Annotated in this window: 16 protein-coding genes; 9 read left to right on the forward strand and 7 right to left on the reverse strand. The window is 69.8% G+C overall.

From position 1 onward, the window contains the following. Positions 1–49: 49 nt before the first annotated feature. The 3 genes from serA to DAA40_RS07790 form a co-directional block, all read right to left on the reverse strand. On the reverse strand, positions 50–1,273 hold the full coding sequence (gene serA, locus DAA40_RS07780; RefSeq protein WP_234356273.1) for a phosphoglycerate dehydrogenase: 1,224 nt from the start codon (positions 1,271–1,273) through the stop codon (positions 50–52). 108 nt (positions 1,274–1,381) lie between these two features. Continuing rightward, positions 1,382–2,662, reverse strand: coding sequence for an acetyl-CoA hydrolase/transferase family protein (locus DAA40_RS07785; protein WP_106849037.1), 1,281 nt, complete (start codon positions 2,660–2,662; stop codon positions 1,382–1,384). Positions 2,663–2,751: 89 nt separating this feature from the next. After that, positions 2,752–3,207: a DUF2871 domain-containing protein gene (locus DAA40_RS07790; protein WP_106849038.1), complete on the reverse strand. Its 456-nt coding sequence runs from the start codon at positions 3,205–3,207 to the stop codon at positions 2,752–2,754. Between the two features lie 273 nt (positions 3,208–3,480). Between DAA40_RS07790 and DAA40_RS07795 the strand changes: the two genes are divergently transcribed. After that, positions 3,481–5,319 carry a pyruvate kinase gene (locus DAA40_RS07795; protein ID WP_106849039.1) on the forward strand — a complete coding sequence of 613 codons (1,839 nt, stop codon included), beginning with the start codon at positions 3,481–3,483 and terminating at the stop codon, positions 5,317–5,319. Between the two features lie 106 nt (positions 5,320–5,425). After that, positions 5,426–5,854: a pyridoxamine 5'-phosphate oxidase family protein gene (locus DAA40_RS07800; RefSeq protein ID WP_106849040.1), complete on the forward strand. Its 429-nt coding sequence runs from the start codon at positions 5,426–5,428 to the stop codon at positions 5,852–5,854. 55 nt (positions 5,855–5,909) lie between these two features. On the opposite strand, the gene DAA40_RS07805 is transcribed toward DAA40_RS07800, so the two are convergent. Genes DAA40_RS07805 through DAA40_RS07815 form a run of 3 tightly spaced genes read right to left on the reverse strand, consistent with a single transcriptional unit; the run spans position 5,910 to position 9,006 of the window. Beyond that, positions 5,910–7,127 (reverse strand): glycosyltransferase family 2 protein, encoded by a 1,218-nt coding sequence (locus tag DAA40_RS07805; RefSeq protein WP_158716310.1) that lies wholly within the window; start codon positions 7,125–7,127, stop codon positions 5,910–5,912. Further along, positions 7,124–8,095: a glycosyltransferase gene (locus DAA40_RS07810; RefSeq protein WP_106849042.1), complete on the reverse strand. Its 972-nt coding sequence runs from the start codon at positions 8,093–8,095 to the stop codon at positions 7,124–7,126. The genes DAA40_RS07805 and DAA40_RS07810 overlap by 4 nt, the downstream gene beginning before the upstream one ends. Next, positions 8,092–9,006, reverse strand: a complete 915-nt coding sequence (locus tag DAA40_RS07815) for a WcbI family polysaccharide biosynthesis putative acetyltransferase (RefSeq protein WP_106849043.1) — start codon at positions 9,004–9,006, stop codon at positions 8,092–8,094. Before DAA40_RS07815 ends, DAA40_RS07810 begins: the two co-directional genes overlap by 4 nt. A 130-nt stretch (positions 9,007–9,136) precedes the next feature. Here DAA40_RS07815 and DAA40_RS07820 point away from each other — a divergent pair, with 130 nt between their 5' ends. From DAA40_RS07820 to DAA40_RS07845, 6 genes are all read left to right on the forward strand, one after another. Further along, a complete protein-coding gene (locus DAA40_RS07820; RefSeq protein ID WP_106849044.1) occupies positions 9,137–10,147 on the forward strand; it encodes a hypothetical protein in 1,011 nt (336 codons plus the stop codon). Further along, a complete protein-coding gene (locus tag DAA40_RS07825) occupies positions 10,144–11,214 on the forward strand; it encodes a glycosyltransferase family 4 protein (RefSeq protein WP_158716311.1) in 1,071 nt (356 codons plus the stop codon). The genes DAA40_RS07820 and DAA40_RS07825 overlap by 4 nt, the downstream gene beginning before the upstream one ends. Further along, on the forward strand, positions 11,211–12,209 hold the full coding sequence (locus DAA40_RS07830) for a hypothetical protein (RefSeq protein ID WP_199849576.1): 999 nt from the start codon (positions 11,211–11,213) through the stop codon (positions 12,207–12,209). The genes DAA40_RS07825 and DAA40_RS07830 overlap by 4 nt, the downstream gene beginning before the upstream one ends. Further along, complete coding sequence (locus DAA40_RS07835) at positions 12,206–12,997, forward strand: glycosyltransferase family 2 protein (protein ID WP_106849047.1); 792 nt, start codon at positions 12,206–12,208, stop codon at positions 12,995–12,997. The genes DAA40_RS07830 and DAA40_RS07835 overlap by 4 nt, the downstream gene beginning before the upstream one ends. A gap of 10 nt (positions 12,998–13,007) precedes the next feature. After that, positions 13,008–13,694, forward strand: coding sequence for a histidine phosphatase family protein (locus tag DAA40_RS07840; protein ID WP_106849326.1), 687 nt, complete (start codon positions 13,008–13,010; stop codon positions 13,692–13,694). A gap of 89 nt (positions 13,695–13,783) precedes the next feature. Further along, positions 13,784–14,458 (forward strand): maleylpyruvate isomerase family mycothiol-dependent enzyme, encoded by a 675-nt coding sequence (locus DAA40_RS07845; RefSeq protein ID WP_106849048.1) that lies wholly within the window; start codon positions 13,784–13,786, stop codon positions 14,456–14,458. A gap of 153 nt (positions 14,459–14,611) precedes the next feature. Here DAA40_RS07845 and DAA40_RS07850 read toward each other — a convergent pair whose 3' ends face one another. Continuing rightward, a complete protein-coding gene (locus DAA40_RS07850; RefSeq protein ID WP_158716313.1) occupies positions 14,612–15,556 on the reverse strand; it encodes a LysR family transcriptional regulator in 945 nt (314 codons plus the stop codon). A gap of 85 nt (positions 15,557–15,641) precedes the next feature. On the opposite strand from DAA40_RS07850, the gene DAA40_RS07855 reads away from it, so the two are divergent. Beyond that, on the forward strand, positions 15,642–17,723 hold the full coding sequence (locus tag DAA40_RS07855; RefSeq protein WP_106849050.1) for an MMPL family transporter: 2,082 nt from the start codon (positions 15,642–15,644) through the stop codon (positions 17,721–17,723). Positions 17,724–17,807 lie beyond the last annotated feature (84 nt).

Raw genomic sequence — 17,807 nt, forward strand, 5'->3', positions numbered from 1 at the left:
ACGTCCAGCGGCACGTGGAGACACGACAGTTCACCCCGGAGTCGGTCTTCTAGGACAGCACCCGCAGCCGGATCGTGTGCGGCATCGCCTCGAGCTCGCCGACCGCCTGCGGCGAGATCGCACCGTTCACGTCGGTGACGACGTAGCCGAGGTCCCCGCGGGTGGTCAGTGACTGCGACTCGACGTTCTGGCCGTGGTCGGCGAGGATCCGGTTGATCTCGGCGATGACTCCCGGGACGTTCTGATGCACGTGGATCAACCGGTGGACGTCCTCCCGCGGCGAGACCTCGATGGTCGGGAGGTTCACCGACAGCGAGGTGGCGCCGTCCTCGACATACGCGGAGAGCTTGCCGGAGACGAACCGGCCGATGTCCTCCTGCGCCTCCTGGGTGGAGCCGCCGACGTGCGGGGTGAGGATCACGTTGGGCAGGCCGCGCAGCTCGGAGATGAACTCCTCCCCCGGCTTCTTCGGCTCGACCGGGAAGACATCGACCGCGGCGCCCGAGATGTGGCCCGACAGGACGGCGTCGCGCAGCGCCAGGTGGTCTACGACCATCCCGCGTGAGGCGTTGATGAACATCGCGCGTGGCTTCATCTTGGCGAACTGCTCGGCCCCGAAGATACCGGCGTTGCCCGGACGCCCGTCCACGTGCAGCGAGACGGTGTCGGCTTGGGCGAGCAGCTCGTCGAGGGTACCGACCCGCCGCGCGTTGCCCAACGCGAGCTTGTCGGCAATGTCGTAGAAGATCACCGAGAAGCCCAGCGACTCGGCCAGCACCGACAGCTGCGCACCGATGTTCCCGTAGCCGACGATGCCGAGGACCCGCCCCCGCACCTCGTGCGAGCCTCGCGCGGACTTGTCCCAGATCCCGTTGTGCATGTTCTGGTTCTTCTCGGGAATCCGGCGGGCGAGGGCGATGATCTCGCCGATGACCAGTTCGACCACCGAGCGGGTGTTCGAGTACGGCGCGTTGAAGACCGGGATGCCACGCTCGGCGGCGGCCGCCAGATCGATCTGGTTCGTGCCGATGCAGAAGGCGCCCACGCCCATGAGGTCCGGAGCGTTGGCGAAGACGGCGCGGGACAAGTGCGTGTTCGAGCGGATGCCGAGCAGGTTGACCCCGGGCAGCGCCGCGACGAGCTCGTCCTCGGTCATCGCGGCGGGATGCGTAGAGACGTCGTACCCGAGCGACTCGAAGTGCTCGACCGCGCGCGGGTGGATGTTCTCCAGGAGCAGCACTTTGGGCTTGCTGGCGTTCTGGCCAGTGGTCACGTCGTCCTCCGGGCGAGATATGGCAACCATTGGAGGCTACGCCGTACGACGACGTGGCCTGCACCACCAGCGTCGGGACGGCCGCCTGTTGGTTACCGGCCGCCGCGCTCAGTCGAGCAGCAGACCGCGCTCGTGTGCTGAGCGAGCCAGCTCGTCGCGGTGCTCAGGTGCTGCGATGCCGATCAGGGCCTTGGCCCGCTGGGCGAGGGTCTTCCCGCGCAGCCGCGCGATGCCGTGCTCGGTGACGACGTGGTCGACGGTGTTCTTCAGGGTGGTGACCACCGCCCCCGGCGCGAGGGTCGACACGATCCGCGAGCGCCCGTCACGCGTCGTCGACGGCAGCACGATGAACGCCTTGCCGCCCGGGGAGTACATTGCGCCGCGAGCGAAGTCGGCCTGCCCACCCGAGCCGGAGAAGTACTTCGTCCCGATCGTCTCCGAGGCGCACTGGCCCAGCAGGTCGACCTCCAGCGTGGCGTTGACCGACACGAAGTTGCTCAGTCTGGCGATCTCGCGGGGGTTGTTTACGTAGTCCACCCGCAGCATCTCAACCGCCGCGTTGTCGTCCAGCCAGGAGTAGAGCTCCTTGGTGCCGAGCGCGAACGTGGTCACCGACCGGTTGCGGCGGTGCTCCTTCGCCACCCCCGTGATGACGCCGGCCTCGACCAGGTCCATCACCCCGTCGTGCAGCAGCTCGGTGTGCAGCCCCAGGTCCTTGTGGCTGTGCAACCCGGCGAGGATCGCGTTGGCGATGCCGCCGATCCCGACCTGCAGCGTGGCGCGGTCGGGGATCTGCTCGGCCACCAACGCGGCGATCGTCTTCTCGACCGGTTTGGGCTCCACGCGCGGGACGGCGACCAGCTCGCGCTCGGTCTGGCACCAGCCGAGGATCTGCGAATGGTGGATGACGTTGGCGCCGTGCGTGCGGGGCATGTGCGGCGTCGCTTCGAGGAAGAACCGGCGGCGTCCGATCATCGACGCCACGTAGTCGGCGGAGGTGCCGAGGCTGAAGTAGCCGTGCTGATCGGGCAGCGAGGCCGCCGCGATCACGATCGGCTCCTTGGTCATGTCGTTCATGATGTGCGGCACCTCGCTGAAGTTCGCGGGTGCGTAGTCGACATGGCCGGCGGCGTACGCCGGGCGCGTGATGTGCGAGAGGAAGTAGCTGACGTGCCGGAGGTTGTTGCCGAACGCTCCGTTGATATACGGGCGGTCGTGCAGGCAGTGCATCTGGTGGATACGGACACCGTCGAGGGTGTCGGCGGCCTCCTCGATCACGTCGATGAGGGTCCGGGGCTCGCCGTTGGCGATCGGGACGATCAGGTCGGTGCGGGGCTCGATGTAGTCGAGGATCTTCTCTGGCTTGACCGGCGCGGGGCACTTAGACATGACCCCAACATATGGGGTCGGGAACGGCGTTCGGGCCCGGGGCCCGCGGAGGGCCGCGCCGTCGAACGCGGCCGTGGCGCGCGCCTTGGCTACCGAGGCCCGGCAGGCGCCGGCTCTGCGTCCTCGGCGTCCGGAGTTGCGGTCACCGCGTTGACGCGCTTGATCAGCGCGATGAAGAAGAACAGGAATCCCGCCGTGAGCAGGATGTGCCCCATGCCCGACATCCCCGCAATGGCGGGAGAGTCCCCGCCGCCGTCGAGCTGGAGGATTCCCTTGATCGTCATCATCGCGGTAGTGACGACCAGCCCGGCGTTGTAGAGCCACCAGAAGTAGGTCATCTCCCTGCGCTGCGAGAGCCGGTAGAGACGCTCCATCGCCAGCGCTGCGAGGAAGACGAGAGTTCCCAGTGCGAGGAAGTGGGTGTGCGTGACGCTGAGCTGGGTGGCGACCGGTTCCTCGCCACGGGTCAACTCGCGATACAGCAACCCAGCGATCAGCCCCAGCGCAGTGTAGACGGCGGCGGCGTACGCGAGCTTTCTCTGCATGACTCTCCTCGGTGTCGCTCGATCTCTCAGGCTAGGCCGCAACCCGGGGTGGCGAATCGTCCAAAAGGATGGGGCTGCGTCCTCGGATCAGACCGCCGTACGCCGCTGATCGCCTCCCGCACGCTCGCCGATGACGGCCGTAGGGTCCCGCACGGTCGTCCAGGACGCCCTGGGGTTCGACCCGGTCGCGGGCCTCTCCCGGCGTCGGTTGCGGCGGGGGCGGCGTCGTACGCCGTTCACCGCGTGGCCACCTGAAAGGCCTAACTTGGCGACATGACCGATTCCGCGATCGACGTGCCCGTCTCCGCGACCAGCGATGTCGCCCGGCTGACGAAGGTGGCCCGAACCCTCAGCCAGCTGCGCGCCGACCTCGAGCACGCCGTCGAAGGCGCCGGCCCGTGGGACGACGTCCACCCGCAGCACCGGCAGAGCGCCAAGAACCTCACCCAGTACCTCAAGCTGCGGCAGCACGACGTCCGCGAGCTGCAGATCTCCCTCGCGGATCTCGGGCTGTCCTCTCTCGGGCGCCTGGAGTCCCAGGTCGAAGCGACCGTCGCCGCGGTCGACCGCGCGGTACGCCGCCAGCTCGCCGGACCCGACGCGAGCACCAGTGCCACGGCGCTCGACCAGGACGCCGCCGAGCTGGATCTCGGCCACAACGCCGACCAGTTGCTCGGCCGCCCCCGTGACGGACGGCGTACGCGGATCCTCGTGACTATGCCCAGCGAGGCCGCCCACGACGCGCGGCTAGTCAGCCGCATCGTCCGTTCGGGCATCGAGGCGATCCGGATCAACTGTGCCCACGACGGCCCCGCGGAGTGGAAGGCGATGATCGACAACGTGCGGGCCGCCGAGCGCGAGCAGCAGGCCGACGTGAAGGTCATCATGGACCTCGCCGGGCCGAAGCTACGCACCGGACCGATCGAGGCGGCCCCTCCGGTGCAGAAGGTCAAGCCGACCCGCGATCCCCTCGGCAGGGTCACCGAGCCGGCGCGCGTGTGGCTGTCGGCCGAGGGCGTCGAGCTCGACGATGCGGACGCCGTCGGCATCCCGGTCGACGACGCGGACTGGCTGGCTGCGCGCGACATCGACGAGGAGATCCGCTGCACGGACTCCCGCGGATCGAGCCGGGTACTGAGCGTTCGCGACGTCGTCCCCGGTGGCGTGCTGTGTGAGCTCGAGAAGACCTGCTACTTCGTCCCTGGCCTCGAGCTGCACGGGGAGGACGACGACGTGGCCCGCGTCGGCTCGCTCCCGTCCGGTGAGCAGAAGCTCAAGGTGTACTCGGGCGACGTCATCACCCTGACCCGGGACCTCACCCCGGTCGATCCGTCCGGCGGCGACCTGCGGATCGGCTGCACGCTGCCGGAGGTCTTCACCGACGTCGCGACCGGCGACCGCGTGTTCTTCGACGACGGCAAGATCGGCGGCAAGGTCGTCGAGACCTCCACGGACACCGTCCGGATCGAGGTCACCGAGATCTCCCCGACCGGAGCCAAGCTCGGCGCCGCCAAGGGCATCAACCTACCCGACACCTCCCTCCACCTGCCGGCGCTCACCGAGGAGGACGTCGAGAACCTGCCCTTCGTCGTCCAGCACGCCGACGTGGTCAGCCTGTCATTCGTGCGCGCGGCGGACGACGTGGCGCTGCTGCACCAGCGGCTGCGTGAGCTCGGCGGCGACGCGCTCGGCATCATCCTGAAGATCGAGACAGTCAGCGGCTTCGAGAACCTCCCCGAGATCCTGTTCGAGGCGATGAAGTGGCGCTCGATCGGCGTCATGATCGCCCGCGGCGACCTGGCCGTCGAGGCCGGCTACGAGCAGCTCGCCGAGGTCCAGGAGGAGATCATGTGGCTGTGCGAGGCCGCGCACGTGCCGGTCATCTGGGCCACGCAGGTGCTGGACAACCTCGCCAAGACCGGCCGTCCGTCGCGCGCCGAGGTGACCGATGCAGCGATGTCCGGCCGGGCCGAGTGCGTGATGCTCAACAAGGGGCCGTACGTCGGCAACGCCGTCACCCTGCTGACCGGGATCCTGACGCGAATGGCCGAGCACCACACCAAGAAGCGCGCCCTGATGCGCCGGATCCACGCCTGGGGCCCGGACCGGTGATGCTCTGCTCGCTCAGGCGTCGGCGGTAGGACGAAGGTCCCGTTCCTCTAGTGAGCTGGTCGCCAGCGGGATTGACCGACCGGCGGGCGCAGCGTAGAGAGGAATCATGAGCGAGCCAAATGCACCAGTGGGAATCATGTCCGAGGAGGAGTGCTGGGAACGACTGCGAAGCACTCCGATCGGCCGGGTGGCGATGTCCATCGGCAACGAGGTGGAGGTCTTCCCGGTCAACTACGAGGTCAAGGAGGACGCGATCTTCCTACGTACCGCCGAAGGCACCAAGCTGTTCGGCATCGCGATCGGCCGGCCGGTCGCGATGGAGATCGATGACTGGGACGACGTGCAGGGCTGGAGCGTGATCGCCAAGTGCACGGCGCGCATGCTCGACCACGAGGAGGAGAAGCGTGAGGCGGACGGCGTCTCGCTGCAGGCGTGGGTGCCCACCCGCAAGAACGTGATCGTCAAGCTGACCCCGACCAAGGTCTCCGGGCGAGTCTTCACCTTCGGCGACGAGCCCGAGGATCCTTGGCAGTAGTGGCGCCAGGCGCGGTCTGCCGCCAGGATCTCGTCGGCGTCGGACTGACGCCCGGCTAGCCCCACCCGCCCCATAGTGCCTCCAGCCGCACCTGCGGCTCGACGGCCGGCAGCTCTGCGGCCGCCTGCTCGACGCGCGGTGTGGCTCCCCAGTTGCGCTCCAGTGCCATCGAGCGCATCGTCTGCAGCCGCGCGACCACCCGCGGATGCCCCGCCGGCCCGCTGCCCGAGCACTGCCCACCGCTCGTCCACACGGCCTCGATCACGGCGCCGGACATCGCCCGGTCGGCCAGGCCGGTCAGCTGGGCAGGCGGCAACCGCACCGCTTCAATCAACGTGACCCAGATCCGGGCGCTGCCCGCGACGCCGTCCGCCAGCTCGGTGACGACCCGCGGGTCCTCGGCCAGCGCCTCCGGCACGCCGTCGAGCAGCACGGTGATGTCCCCGTACGCGAGCAGCTCCCCGGTCGCCACGACGACGTCCGGCCCGTTGCCCAAGCCACGTAGGTCGGCGACGACCTCGGTGCGCGCGTAGCGCACGCCGGCAGGCCGGGCCTGGGGGTGGGCGATCAGCCGGGCGAGGCGCTGGCTCTCGGCGTTCTTGGTCTCCATCAGCGCGACGCGCCCGGCCCAGTCGGGCCCGTCGTGAACGGCGACCGCGTCCGGCACGTGCACGAACCGCGCCCCGGCGTTCCATGCGCGCCAGGCCAGCTCCCAGTCCTCCCCGCCGTACGACGTGAAGCTCTCGTCGAACCCGCCGGTCAGCGTCAGCAGCCGGCGGCCGACCGTGAGCACGGAGGAGATCACGTATCGGTAGGCGGTGTCGTCCGTGTCGCTCAGATTGCGGGTGCGCGCATAACCCTCCCGCAGCCAGCCGGGTTCCGGGAGGCTCTCGCCGGTGCGCGGCCCGGTCAGGTGGCGGTGCAGGCGGCGTCCGACCACCAGGGTCGTCGGGTCGTCGAGCACCGGACCGGCGGCCCGCGCGACGTACTCGGGCTCGGGGATCGTGTCGCTGTCGAGGAAGCAGATCACCTCACCCGCGGCGGACCGCACACCGAGGTTGCGTGCCGCGGCGGCCCGGAAGCCGAGATCGTCCTGACGAACGACGTGGTGCCGCAGCCGCGTCCGGACCACAGGCGGCTGCGCGGACCCGTCGTCCGCGATCACGAGCTCAAGCTGCTCGTGCGGCCAGCTCTGCCGCTCCAGCGCAGCAACCAGCAACGCGAGCTGCTCCGGTTGCTCGTAGTAGGGCACGACGACTGACACGAGGGTCACGAGCTGGCCCACCACTCGACATAGCGGGCGGCCGCATCGGCCGTGGTCGGCAGCCCGTGCGTGCCGTCGTGCCAGGTGGAGGCCGGGTCCTGCAACGCGCTCAGCAATGCCTCGCTGAGCCGGCTGGGCTCATAGATGCGGACGGTGGACGGCGCCTGCTCGGCGATCTCGTGCGCGTAGGGCGACGACGCGACCAGCGGACGGCGTCCGGCGGCGATCCAGGAGCCGATCGATGCGGAGGCAGAGATGTGGGTGTGTGCCGCAAGCGGCACACCCGCAGATCTCAGCCTCGGAATCCATTGATTGGGTTCGATATAACCGGTCAGGATGAAGGACCTGCCCATCGCCGCGGCCGTCACGCGGAGGGCGTCCACCAGCTGCTCGCATCCGGCGGAGGGTTGTCCCAACGCGACCAGGCCGACATCGGGCGGGAGCCCCACGAGCGCGTCGATCGCCTCGGCGTGCCCCTTGCCCGGATAGACGAACCCGCTAATCGTCACCTGCCGGTCCCCGTCGGGACGCCGGTCGCGAGGCGACGGGTCGATCGCCAGCGGAATGACGACCGGCTCGGCGAGACTGCCCGTGGCGGCGAGCAGCCGTTGCTCGTGGCGGCTGCAGACCACGACGCCGGCCGCCGCGTCGCTGATCGCCACGTAGGCCGCCGCGCGCGCCTGACGATGCTCGCCGTCCGAGGCCTGCGGCAGATCGTGCAGGGTGAGCGTGAGGCGGCGCCCGGCCGCGAGCGCGACGAGCCGCTGAGCCGCGGCTGCGGGGTCCCTGCCCCACAGGTGATCGGTCACGTGCAGGTGCGCGGGGCGCCCCGGCATGCGGTGCAGTGCGTGCTCGGCGCTGACGGCGTCACCGGTGCGCACCACCTCGGCCCCGGTGGCGTGGGCGATCGAGAGCGCCTGCTCGTTGACGCCGTGCCGTTCGGTGCCAGGGACGACGTGGATGGGCAGCTCGCTCACACCAGGCCCATCCGTCGCATCCGGTCCCCATGCCGGGCGATTCCGGCCTCGACAACCGGGTGGTTGTCGCCATACCAGGCTAGCTGGGCCTCGACGACCTCCTGCGCGGCCACCTGTCTGCCATTGACCACCCAGTGCGGTCCGCGCGGCTCGATCCCCAGTGCCTCGGCCACGGACGGTTCGACCGGGCTGATGATCGACGACAGCAGGATGTCGTCCGGTGCGGCGATGTCGCCGTCCAGCCCCAGCTCGGTCCGGATCCGGTTCGCCAACGCCGTCAGCATCCCGTTTCCGGGATGGTTGATCGTATGGAAGATGCCGGTGGACGGCGGATCGAGCAGGTCCGAGGCGCGCACTGTCCGGTGCGCCTCTTCGCGCGCGCGAAGCTCAGCAGCGCTCGTCTGCGCATGCTCGGCGATGCCTGCGATCTCACGTCTGGTCCCTCCGGTGGCGGCTTGTGCGAGGGTGCGCAGATCGTGGTACGGGACGACCGGTGGATCGTTGGCGCCGTCCCGCGGGTCACGGACCAGAGCCTGCCACGGCAGGGTGCCGCTGTAGAACAGTACGGGTATCCGGACGACCCGCGCGTGCGCGGGTAGCAGTGCCTGCAGCTGCTCGGTGCCGATCGGTAGGCCACGGTAGTCCTTGGCGACCGGCTGCATCACCGCATACGCCGAACGACCCAGCAGATCGCGCAGGAAGGGCAGGTCATCGGCTTCGAGCTCGTGCACGGCCGGCAGCCGGACGCCCCGGTAGGGGGCATCGTCCGCGTCGAGCAGGATTCGCAATGCCTCGGCCTGACAGTTGCCGAGAACCACCAGCGGCGGCCGCTCGTCCTCGGGCCCGGCGACCCCGTACAGCTCCCCGTAGTGCGCTCGACGGCCGGCATCGGCGTCACCTGCTGCGCTCATCCTGACCCCCTCGATTGGAAAACCCGGCAGGGGGGTAATACCCCGGCAGGGTTTTGGTGAACCTTCGTGCAGGAACAGTCAGGTCGCCGCGGCGACCTGACTCGCTGCGGCCTGAATGGAGGAGCGTCAGTTGATCCGAGTCGCATCGGTCCCGGCAGCACACCCGTTCGTGAGACACATCCAGCCCCCGGGGAGCGCGGGCTTTCTGACGCTGCCTGAGATCTTCCACGAGCCCGGTCGCTGGTGGCCGCCGCGCCGCCTGGACCCGCGCTGGCTGCGCGAGAATGCGGGCTCCTTCGACGTGCTGCACGCCCATTTCGGCTACGAATCGCTGTCGGTTGACGTCGTGCGCAGCGCCGTCCGCGCGCTTGCCGAGATCGGGCGGCCGCTGGTGGTGACGGTGCACGACCTGCAGAACCCGCATCTTCCGGACGACGCCGACCACCTCGAGCAGGTCGGCGCACTCGTGCGCGCCGCGGCGGAGGTGACGACGCTGACCGCCGGGGCGGCCCGCGAGATCGCCGACCGCTGGGGCCGCGCTGCTCGGGTCCTGGCCCACCCCCACATCGTCCCGCTCGAGGACCTCCCCACCAAGCCTCCCGCCGGAGATCGGGTCGGTGTCCACCTCGGCGACCTGCGGCCGCGGGTAGCGATCGAACCGGTCAGCACCGAGCTGCGGTCCATCGGCTCGTTCGCCCCGGTCACCGTCGACGTGCAGACCGACGCGTGGGAGTCGGCCGATGCGGCTACCCGCAACAACATCGAGTCCATCGGTGCCGATCAGCTACTGGTCCATGAACGGCTGCCGGACGACGAGCTGTACGACGCCGTACGGCGCACCCGGGTCCAGGTGCTGCCCTACTGCCGCGGCACTCACTCCGGGTGGCTGGAGATGTGCCTGGATCTCGGGGTCGCGGTCGCCGTCCCGCGGATCGGCTACCTGGCCCAGCAGCACCCGGACCACCCGTCGGTCGCCAGTTACGAGCTCGGCAGCCCGGGCTCGCTGACGGCCGCCGTCCGGTCGCTCATCGACGCGGAGCCCGAATGCGCCGGTTGGCGGGACTTCCGGCGTGCCCAGCGGCAGCGGCTCAGCAGCGAGTACGCCGCGGTCTACCGCTCCGCTCTGGCGGTCGCGGCATGAGGGTGGCAGTGATCGCGCCGCCGCGATTCCCGATCCGGGAGCCCTTCGGTGGTGGCCTGGAAGCCCAGGTCTGGAACAGCTGCCGCGCCCTTCGGGCAAGAGGGGTACACGTCGACCTGTACGGCGCGTCAGGGTCGGACTTCGCGGCCCCCGACCTGAGCTTCCCGTTGCCCGACTGGACTTCGTCGCCCTTACCGCCCACCGACGCCACCCTGCCGCCGTCCACCGTCCGCGCCCACGACCGGCTCATGACGGAGCTGCTCGACCAGCTCGCGGTCAACGAGCGCGGCTACGACCTGGTGCACAATCACTGCCTGTACCCCCAGCCGCTCGAGCGCGCAGCGGACCTGCCCATGCCGGTAGTGACGACGCTGCATACCCGGCCCATCCGCGAGCTCACCGACGTCCTCGGGGCAGAGGCGGGAGCATTCGTCGCGGTGAGCGGCTATGTGAGAGACGCATGGTCGACGCTTCGGCCACGGCCGGCGGTCATTCACAACGGTATCGATGTCGCTCGATGGACGTTGGGTAGCGGGGGCGATGATCTCGCCTGGTTCGGTCGGATAATCCCCGAGAAGGCGCCCCACCTTGCGTTGGAGGCGGCCCGGCTCGCTGGACGGCATCTGTTGATGGCCGGGCGGATCGGCGATGCCGACTACTTCGCCACCGAGGTGGCGCCTCGGCTCGGCCGGCACGCTACCTACCTCGGTCCGCTGCGGCACGCAGAGCTCGCTCGGATGGTCGGCCGTTGCCGGGCCACGCTGGTAACCCCGACGCTGCCGGAGCCCTTCGGGCTGATCGCGGCGGAATCAGCGGCGTGCGGGACACCGGTCATTGCCTTCGACGTCGGCGCGCTCGGCGAAGTCGTGATCGAGGGCATCACCGGGACGGTCGTGCCGGCCGGGGACATCACCGCGATGGCGGCGGCCGTCGGCCCGGTGGGGCGGCTCGACCGCGGACGAGCGAATCGAGCAGTACGTGGAAGATTCGGGATCGCGACGATGACCGAGCGGTATCTGGCGCTGTACGACGGCCTGGTCTCGGCCCGCGAGCCCAGCAGCGCATGAGCGCTCGCACAGTGGTCGGCTACTACGCCCACCACCAGGGGCGTGGCCACCTGTCCCGCGCCGAGGCGATCATCGCCCGGCTCGATGCCGACGTGACCGTCCTCAGCTCTGCCGAGTACGACGGCCCGGCCAGTTACGTCCCGCTCCCGCTCGACGAGGGGGCACCAGAGGACCGGCCTGATGCCGGCGGCGCGCTGCACTGGGCGCCGCTGGGCAGCAGCGGACTGCGGGCACGGATGGCCCGGATCGTCACCTGGATCGAGCACGCCAGGCCGGCGGCGTTCGTCGTCGACGTATCGGTCGAGGTCGCCCTCCTGGCCCGGCTGTGCGGCGTCCCCACGGTGGTCGTCGCGATGCCGGGCGATCGATCGGACGGGCCACACCAGATGGCCTACCGCGCGGCCGACCGCATCGTCGCCGCGTGGCCGCGTGAGCTCTACGAGCCGGACTGGTTGCGCGAGCACGCCGGACGCACCGCCTACGTCGGCGGCATATCCCGGTTCGCCGGTCGGCCAGCGTTGCCGCTGGAAGCCGGCGACCCGAAGCGGGTGGTGGTGCTGGGCGGCCAGGGCGGCACCAGCATCACGCGGGCGGCCGTGGAGCGCGCGGCCGCCGGCACCCCCGGGTGGGAGTGGACTGCGCTGGGTGTCGCGGGCGCACCGTGGGTCACCGATCCGTTCGCCACGCTGTGCGCGGCGGACGTCGTCGTCGCAGCCGCCGGCCAGAGCTCGGTGGCAGACCTCGCCGTCGTACGCCGCCCCACCGTAGTGCTGTGCGAACGGCGGCCTTACGACGAGCAGCTGGCGACCGGGGCGGCGCTGGAGCGGGGCGGGCTGGCCACCGTGCTGCGCCAGTGGCCGGCTCCGGAGCAGTGGCCTGGGCTCCTCGAGGCGGCGATCCGGCAGGCGAGCGCCGACAGCAGCCGGTGGGATCAATGGCGGACGGACGGGGCCGCGGAACGCGCCGCTGCCGCTATTCGCGAGGTCGTGCGGTGATCGCGGTCGTGACGCTCACGACGCGGGAGCGGCTGGCTCATCTGGCGCGGCAGCGCGAGGCGCTGCAGCGGTGGGCTCCGCACGCCCGGCATCTCCTCGTGGTGATGGATGATGCCGACATCGATCACCCGTGGGTGGTCCGGGTGTCCGAGAGCGGCCGGCTGCCGTTGGCGCTCGCGCGCAATCGCGGCGCAGCGGAGGCGATCGAGCGCGGCGCCGACGTCCTGGTCTTCCTCGATGTGGACTGCATCCCCGGCTCCGACATGGTCGGGCGTTATGCCGACGCCGTCGTGCGGCACGACGCCCTGACCTGCGGGATGGTGACCTATCTGCCGCCCGCGCCACCCGGCGGCTATCGGCTCGATGCGCTGACGGCGGACCCGCATCCGGCACGGCCCGCGATGGCCGGCGAAGCACAGGCCTACGCCAGCGACGACGAGTACCGGCTGGTCTGGGCGCTGGCGTTCGCGCCCAGCCCTGGCCGGTGGCGGCAGATCGGCGGGTTCTGCGAGGACTACCGAGGGTACGGCGGCGAGGGCACCGACTTCGGGGTCCGTGCGCGAGCCGCCGGCGTCCCGATGCTGTGGCTGGGGGGCGCGGACGCCTACCACCAGCACCATCCCGTCACCGACCCACCCTGGCAGCACCTTGGCGACATCGTGCGGAACGCTCGCCTGTTCCATTCGCGGTGGGGTGTCTGGCCGATGGACGGCTGGCTGCGTGCCTTCGCCGATGCCGGAGCGATCCGGTGGACCGACGACGAGATCGTGTTGCTGCCGGCTCGATAGGGTGGTGCTCATGGCCGCTCCGTATCGACCGCAACGGATCATTCTGGTCCGACACGGCGAGAGCGAAGGCAACATCAACGACCACATCTACGAGACGGTCCCCGATCACGCGCTGCACATGACCGAGCGCGGCCGACAGCAGGTGATCACCGCCGGCCGCCGGCTTCGCGAGCTGATCGGCGGGGAAACGCTGCGCATGTGGGTGTCGCCGTACGTGCGCACCCAGGAATCGGCCGAGCTGCTCGACCTCGGCATCAGCCGCGAGGACTGGCGCATCGAACCGCGCCTCCGCGAGCAGGACTGGGCAAACTTCCAGGACCCGGTCAAGATCGCCGAGGAGAAACGACTGCGCAACGAGTACGGTCATTTCTGGTACCGCTTCACCCATGGCGAGTCCGGCTCGGACGTCTACGACCGCGTCTCGACCTTCTTGGAGTCATTGCACCGCAGCTTCGAGGACCCCGACATGGACCGCAATGTGGTCATCGTGACCCACGGCCTCACGATGCGGCTGTTCTGCATGCGTTGGTTTCGCTGGAGCGTCGAGTACTTCGAGTCGATCTCCAACCCGGACAACGGTACGTTCGTCGTCCTCGCCAAGCAGCCCGACCAGCGTTACAAGCTGCTCGAGCCGTTCGAGCAGTGGGACACCTCCGTCGAGCCGACCGCCCGCGAACGCAACTCCTGGGAGGACTGATGGACCTCATCGCCGGCAGCCTGACCGGTCAGTCCGTCGCCATGACGCTCATCGATGAGATGAGCAAGGGGTAGTTCGGCGAGCCGTCCCTGCTGCCGGGGTGGACACGCTCGCACGTCGTGGCGCACCTGATCGGCAACACCCTCGCCCAGACCCGGCAGGTCGACTACGCGCTGCGCGGCGAGCTGGTCGAGGTCTATACCGGAGGTCAGGAGGCTCGGGCCGCTGACATCGAGGAGCGCGCCGTCCTCGCCCCTTCGGACTTGGTCGCGCAGCTCCGCGATGCCCATGCCAGCTGGGAAGCAGCGGTCGTGCGGCTCGACGCGTCGTCGATGGCGGCGCCGGTCGAGTACCGGAGCGGAACGGTGGCAGACGTCGTCGCGGGACGGTGGATGGAATGCCTCGTGCACGCGGTCGACCTCGGCGTGCCGGCGTACACCTGCCGTGACTGGCCGTTCGACTTCTGCGACGTGCTGCTCGGGTATCTCCTGGTGCGGCTTCCAGCGGATCAGCGGGTTCGCCTGGAGGCGACCGACGCGCCGTACGACCAGACGCTCGACGTCGCCGCCCGAAACTACGCAGATCCGGGGGTCGGAGCGCATAGTGCCCGCGAGATGCCAGATCTGCGTAGTTTCGTTCACCTGCGCGGCCGGATCTCAGATATCGCAGGGTTCTTGTCTGACCGAGGGCCGGCCGAGGCCCTCGAATCACTCGCCGACCCGCTCGGCGAGCTGAACCCCTACCCCCGCGGCTCCATCCGCTGACCCATCTGCGGGGCTGTGGAGCACGCTAAGCGCCCATTATCGTGCTCCACTGCCCCGTAGAACGGGGTGGGCGCTATATCGACGTGCTGTTCCGGATCCGCGAGGCGTCACTGCCCCGCAGAACGGGGTGGGCGCAGTGGGTGGGCGGCGGGCTCATCGGGCGCCCGTGGCGACTGCCGCACGGTCGGACGGCGCGAGCCAGGTCCGCGCAGGTTCGAGCAGGCCGCTGGGCAGCCGGCCGGCCGCGCCTAGCGGGGTGTGCGCAAGCAACGCGGTCGGCGTCGTACGTCGGGGCCATACCGCCCACCAGGCGAAGACCGGCGTCGGGTCGACGAGCTCGATCGAGCACATGCCATCCGGAAGGGCCATCTCGGCGCCGATGAAGGACGGCGGCGCATTGCCCTCGGCAACCTTCGCCAACCAGTACTCGTATCCCATCGTGGCGCCCTCCTGGTCGATCTGGAGGTCGAACTCGCGTCCGAGCGCAAGGATGAGATCCTGCCATTCTCTTGGCGCACCGGCCATCGGGAACCAGGCGTCCGAGTCCTTGAGCTCGGCCAGGCGGACGGCGTCCCGGCCCGCCCAGGAGTGGTCCGCCCCCACGATGAGGTTCATCGGCTCCAGCATGGCAATCCGTCGGTGCAGATGCCGTGGCCACGGGTCGTCGGCGGCGGTGATGCTGCCGAATGCCACGTCGGCCCGGCCGGATGCAACGAACTGCGCCGCGGATTGATCCGGCGGCCGGTACACCGGCAGCACGGCCACCCCGGCCTCCGCCGCAGCGCGAAGCCAGCTCATCGGGGTGACCTCGGCCATCATCGGATCGACCCGTAGTCGGCCCCCGCGATGGACGGCGAGATCGTCGATCTCGTGCAGAATCCTGATCGCGGCTGGCAGAAGCTCGCGTCCGGCGTTCGTCAGGACGATGCGGCGCCGGTCGGAACGGTCCACGAGTCGCGTGCCGAAGATCTGCTCGGCCCGCGCGATCCGCTTCGAGAGCGCCTGCTGCGTGATGTGCAGGTGCTCGGCCGCCCGGCCGAAGCTGCCGTGCGTCTCGATCTGGACTATCGCGCGAAGCAGCGCCGTGTCGAGGTCCACGACCCCAGGGTCCCACAACCGCCGGTTGTCGTCGCGTCGCAGGAGTTGTTGGTTAACGGGCGGTCACCTGCACTGAACTGAGCCCATGAGCACCGACACCGCGGTAACAGCCAGCTCCGGTCCCCGCCCCCGCCCCCTCGCCAGTGCCCTGCACCGGCTCGGCGTGTGGTGCGCCGATCACCCTCGACGGATCGCTGCTGCGTGGGCCGGGTTCGTCGTCGTACTCGTCGGCCTCGTCATGGTCGCCGGCGGAGCCTTGCGTGACGACATGTCATCACCAGACGCGCCGAGCAGTGTCGCGGCCGAGCGGCTTTCCGCTCACCTGCCCAGCGCCGGATATGCAACCGCACACGTCGCGATCGACGGAGCCGATGAATCCACGCCTGCGCAGCTGGAGACCGTCACGGCGCAGATCGCGTCATCGGACGACGTGCTCTCGGCGGAGCTCCGGACCAGCGCCGAGGGGCCGATCGCGTTGATCGAGGTGCGATACGACGCGCCACTGGCAGATCTCGACGCCGCAGCGCTGACTGCCGCGTTGGATGAGGCGTCGCAACCGTTGCGCGCGGATGGCGCGACGGTGGGGATCGGCGGGCAGGTGCCCGAGAGCATCCAGGGGCCGAACGGCGTGGCCGAGGCCATCGGCGCTGCCGTCGCCTTCGTGATTCTGCTGCTGGTGCTGCGCTCACTGCTGCTGGCGTTCCTGCCGTTCGTGGTCGCGCTCGTCGGCGTGGGGTGTGGCACCGCTCTGATCTTCCTGCTGGCCCGTGTCGTGGACGTCAGCCTCGTGACCCCGACGCTCGCAGCGATGATCGGCATCGGCGTATCGATCGACTACTCGCTGCTGATCATCACTCGCTACCGACGGACCCTTGCCGATGGCTTGGGCCGTCGAGAGGCGGCCGGAGAGGCGGTCGGCGCTGCCGGGCATGCCGTCGTGGCGGCAGCGGTGATCGTGATCATCGGCCTCAGTGGTCTGCTGTGGAGCGGGGTGCCCGGTTTCGCCTGGATGGGAGTCGCGAGCGCGCTGGCCGTGATGACCTGCTCGGCGGCCGCCATCACCCTGCTTCCGGCGATGCTGGCCGCGACGGGCGAACGAGCTCGCCCCTCCGGCCGTACGACCTCCGCGGGGCGCGGCGATCGCTTCCGCGAAGCGGTCGTACGCCGCCCGGTCGCCGCGCTCGCGGTCGGGATCGGAGCGCTCGTGCTGCTCGCGCTCCCGGCGGTCGACGTCCGTCTCGCCCAGAACGACGCCGGTTCGGAGGCCCCGGGAAATCCGACCCGTGTCGCCTACGACATCGTCGAGACCGGCTACGGTGCCGGGTCCAACGGGCCATTGATCGTCGTGGCCGAGCCAGACCTGATCGAGGACGTGGGTGCGGCGGTTCACGCGACACCGGGTATCTCGTCAGTCAGCAATCCGATTGTGTCTGAGGACGGTGCGATCGCCGTCCTCACGGCGATCCCGCAATGGGGGCCGGGGGACGAACGTACTCAGGAGCTCGTGATGGACCTGCAGCGATCCTTGCCGGAGGGAGCTGCGTTGACCGGTGCGACGGCAGCGATGCTCGATCTGACGGCGCAGCTGGGCTCCAACCTGTGGCGAGTGGTGCTCGGCATCATGCTGCCCACCGCGTTGGTGATGCTGCTGATGGTGCGGTCGCTGCTGATCCCTCTGAAGGCGGTAGCAGCCAATCTGCTGTCCGTGCTGGCCGCGTTCGGTGTCGTCACGCTGCTCTTCCAGACCGAGGTCGGGGCGCGGTTCATCGGTCTGAGCGAACCGGCGCCGATCGCGGCGTGGGCACCGGTGGTGCTGTTCGCGATCACCTTCGGGCTGTCGATGGACTACGAGGTGTTCCTGGTGTCGTCGATCCGCGAACGATACGACGCGCATGGGGACAACCGGCGTGCGGTCCTGGAGGGGCTGGGCAGCAGCACGCGTGTGATCACCGTCGGCGCGGCGATCATGATCGCCGTGGCGGCGGGCTTCGCGGCCGACGCGTCGGTGATGGTGAAGCTCATCGGTGTCGGGCTGGTGGCAGCGTTGGTGCTCGACGTGACGATCGTTCGGATGCTCGTCGTGCCGGCCGCCATGACGCTGCTCGGGCGGTGGAACTGGTGGATGCCGAAGGTCACGGAACGGCGGGCCGCCGTCCGCCATGGGTGACGCTCCGCCGGCGCGGGTGCGCTTCCGCGGTGGGCTGGTCAGGCGGCAACGGGGTCACCTCCCTGGCCAGCCGACCGCGGATCG

The sequence above is a fragment of the Blastococcus sp. Marseille-P5729 genome (assembly GCF_900292035.1).
In the GTDB taxonomy this organism is placed as follows: domain Bacteria; phylum Actinomycetota; class Actinomycetes; order Mycobacteriales; family Antricoccaceae; genus Cumulibacter.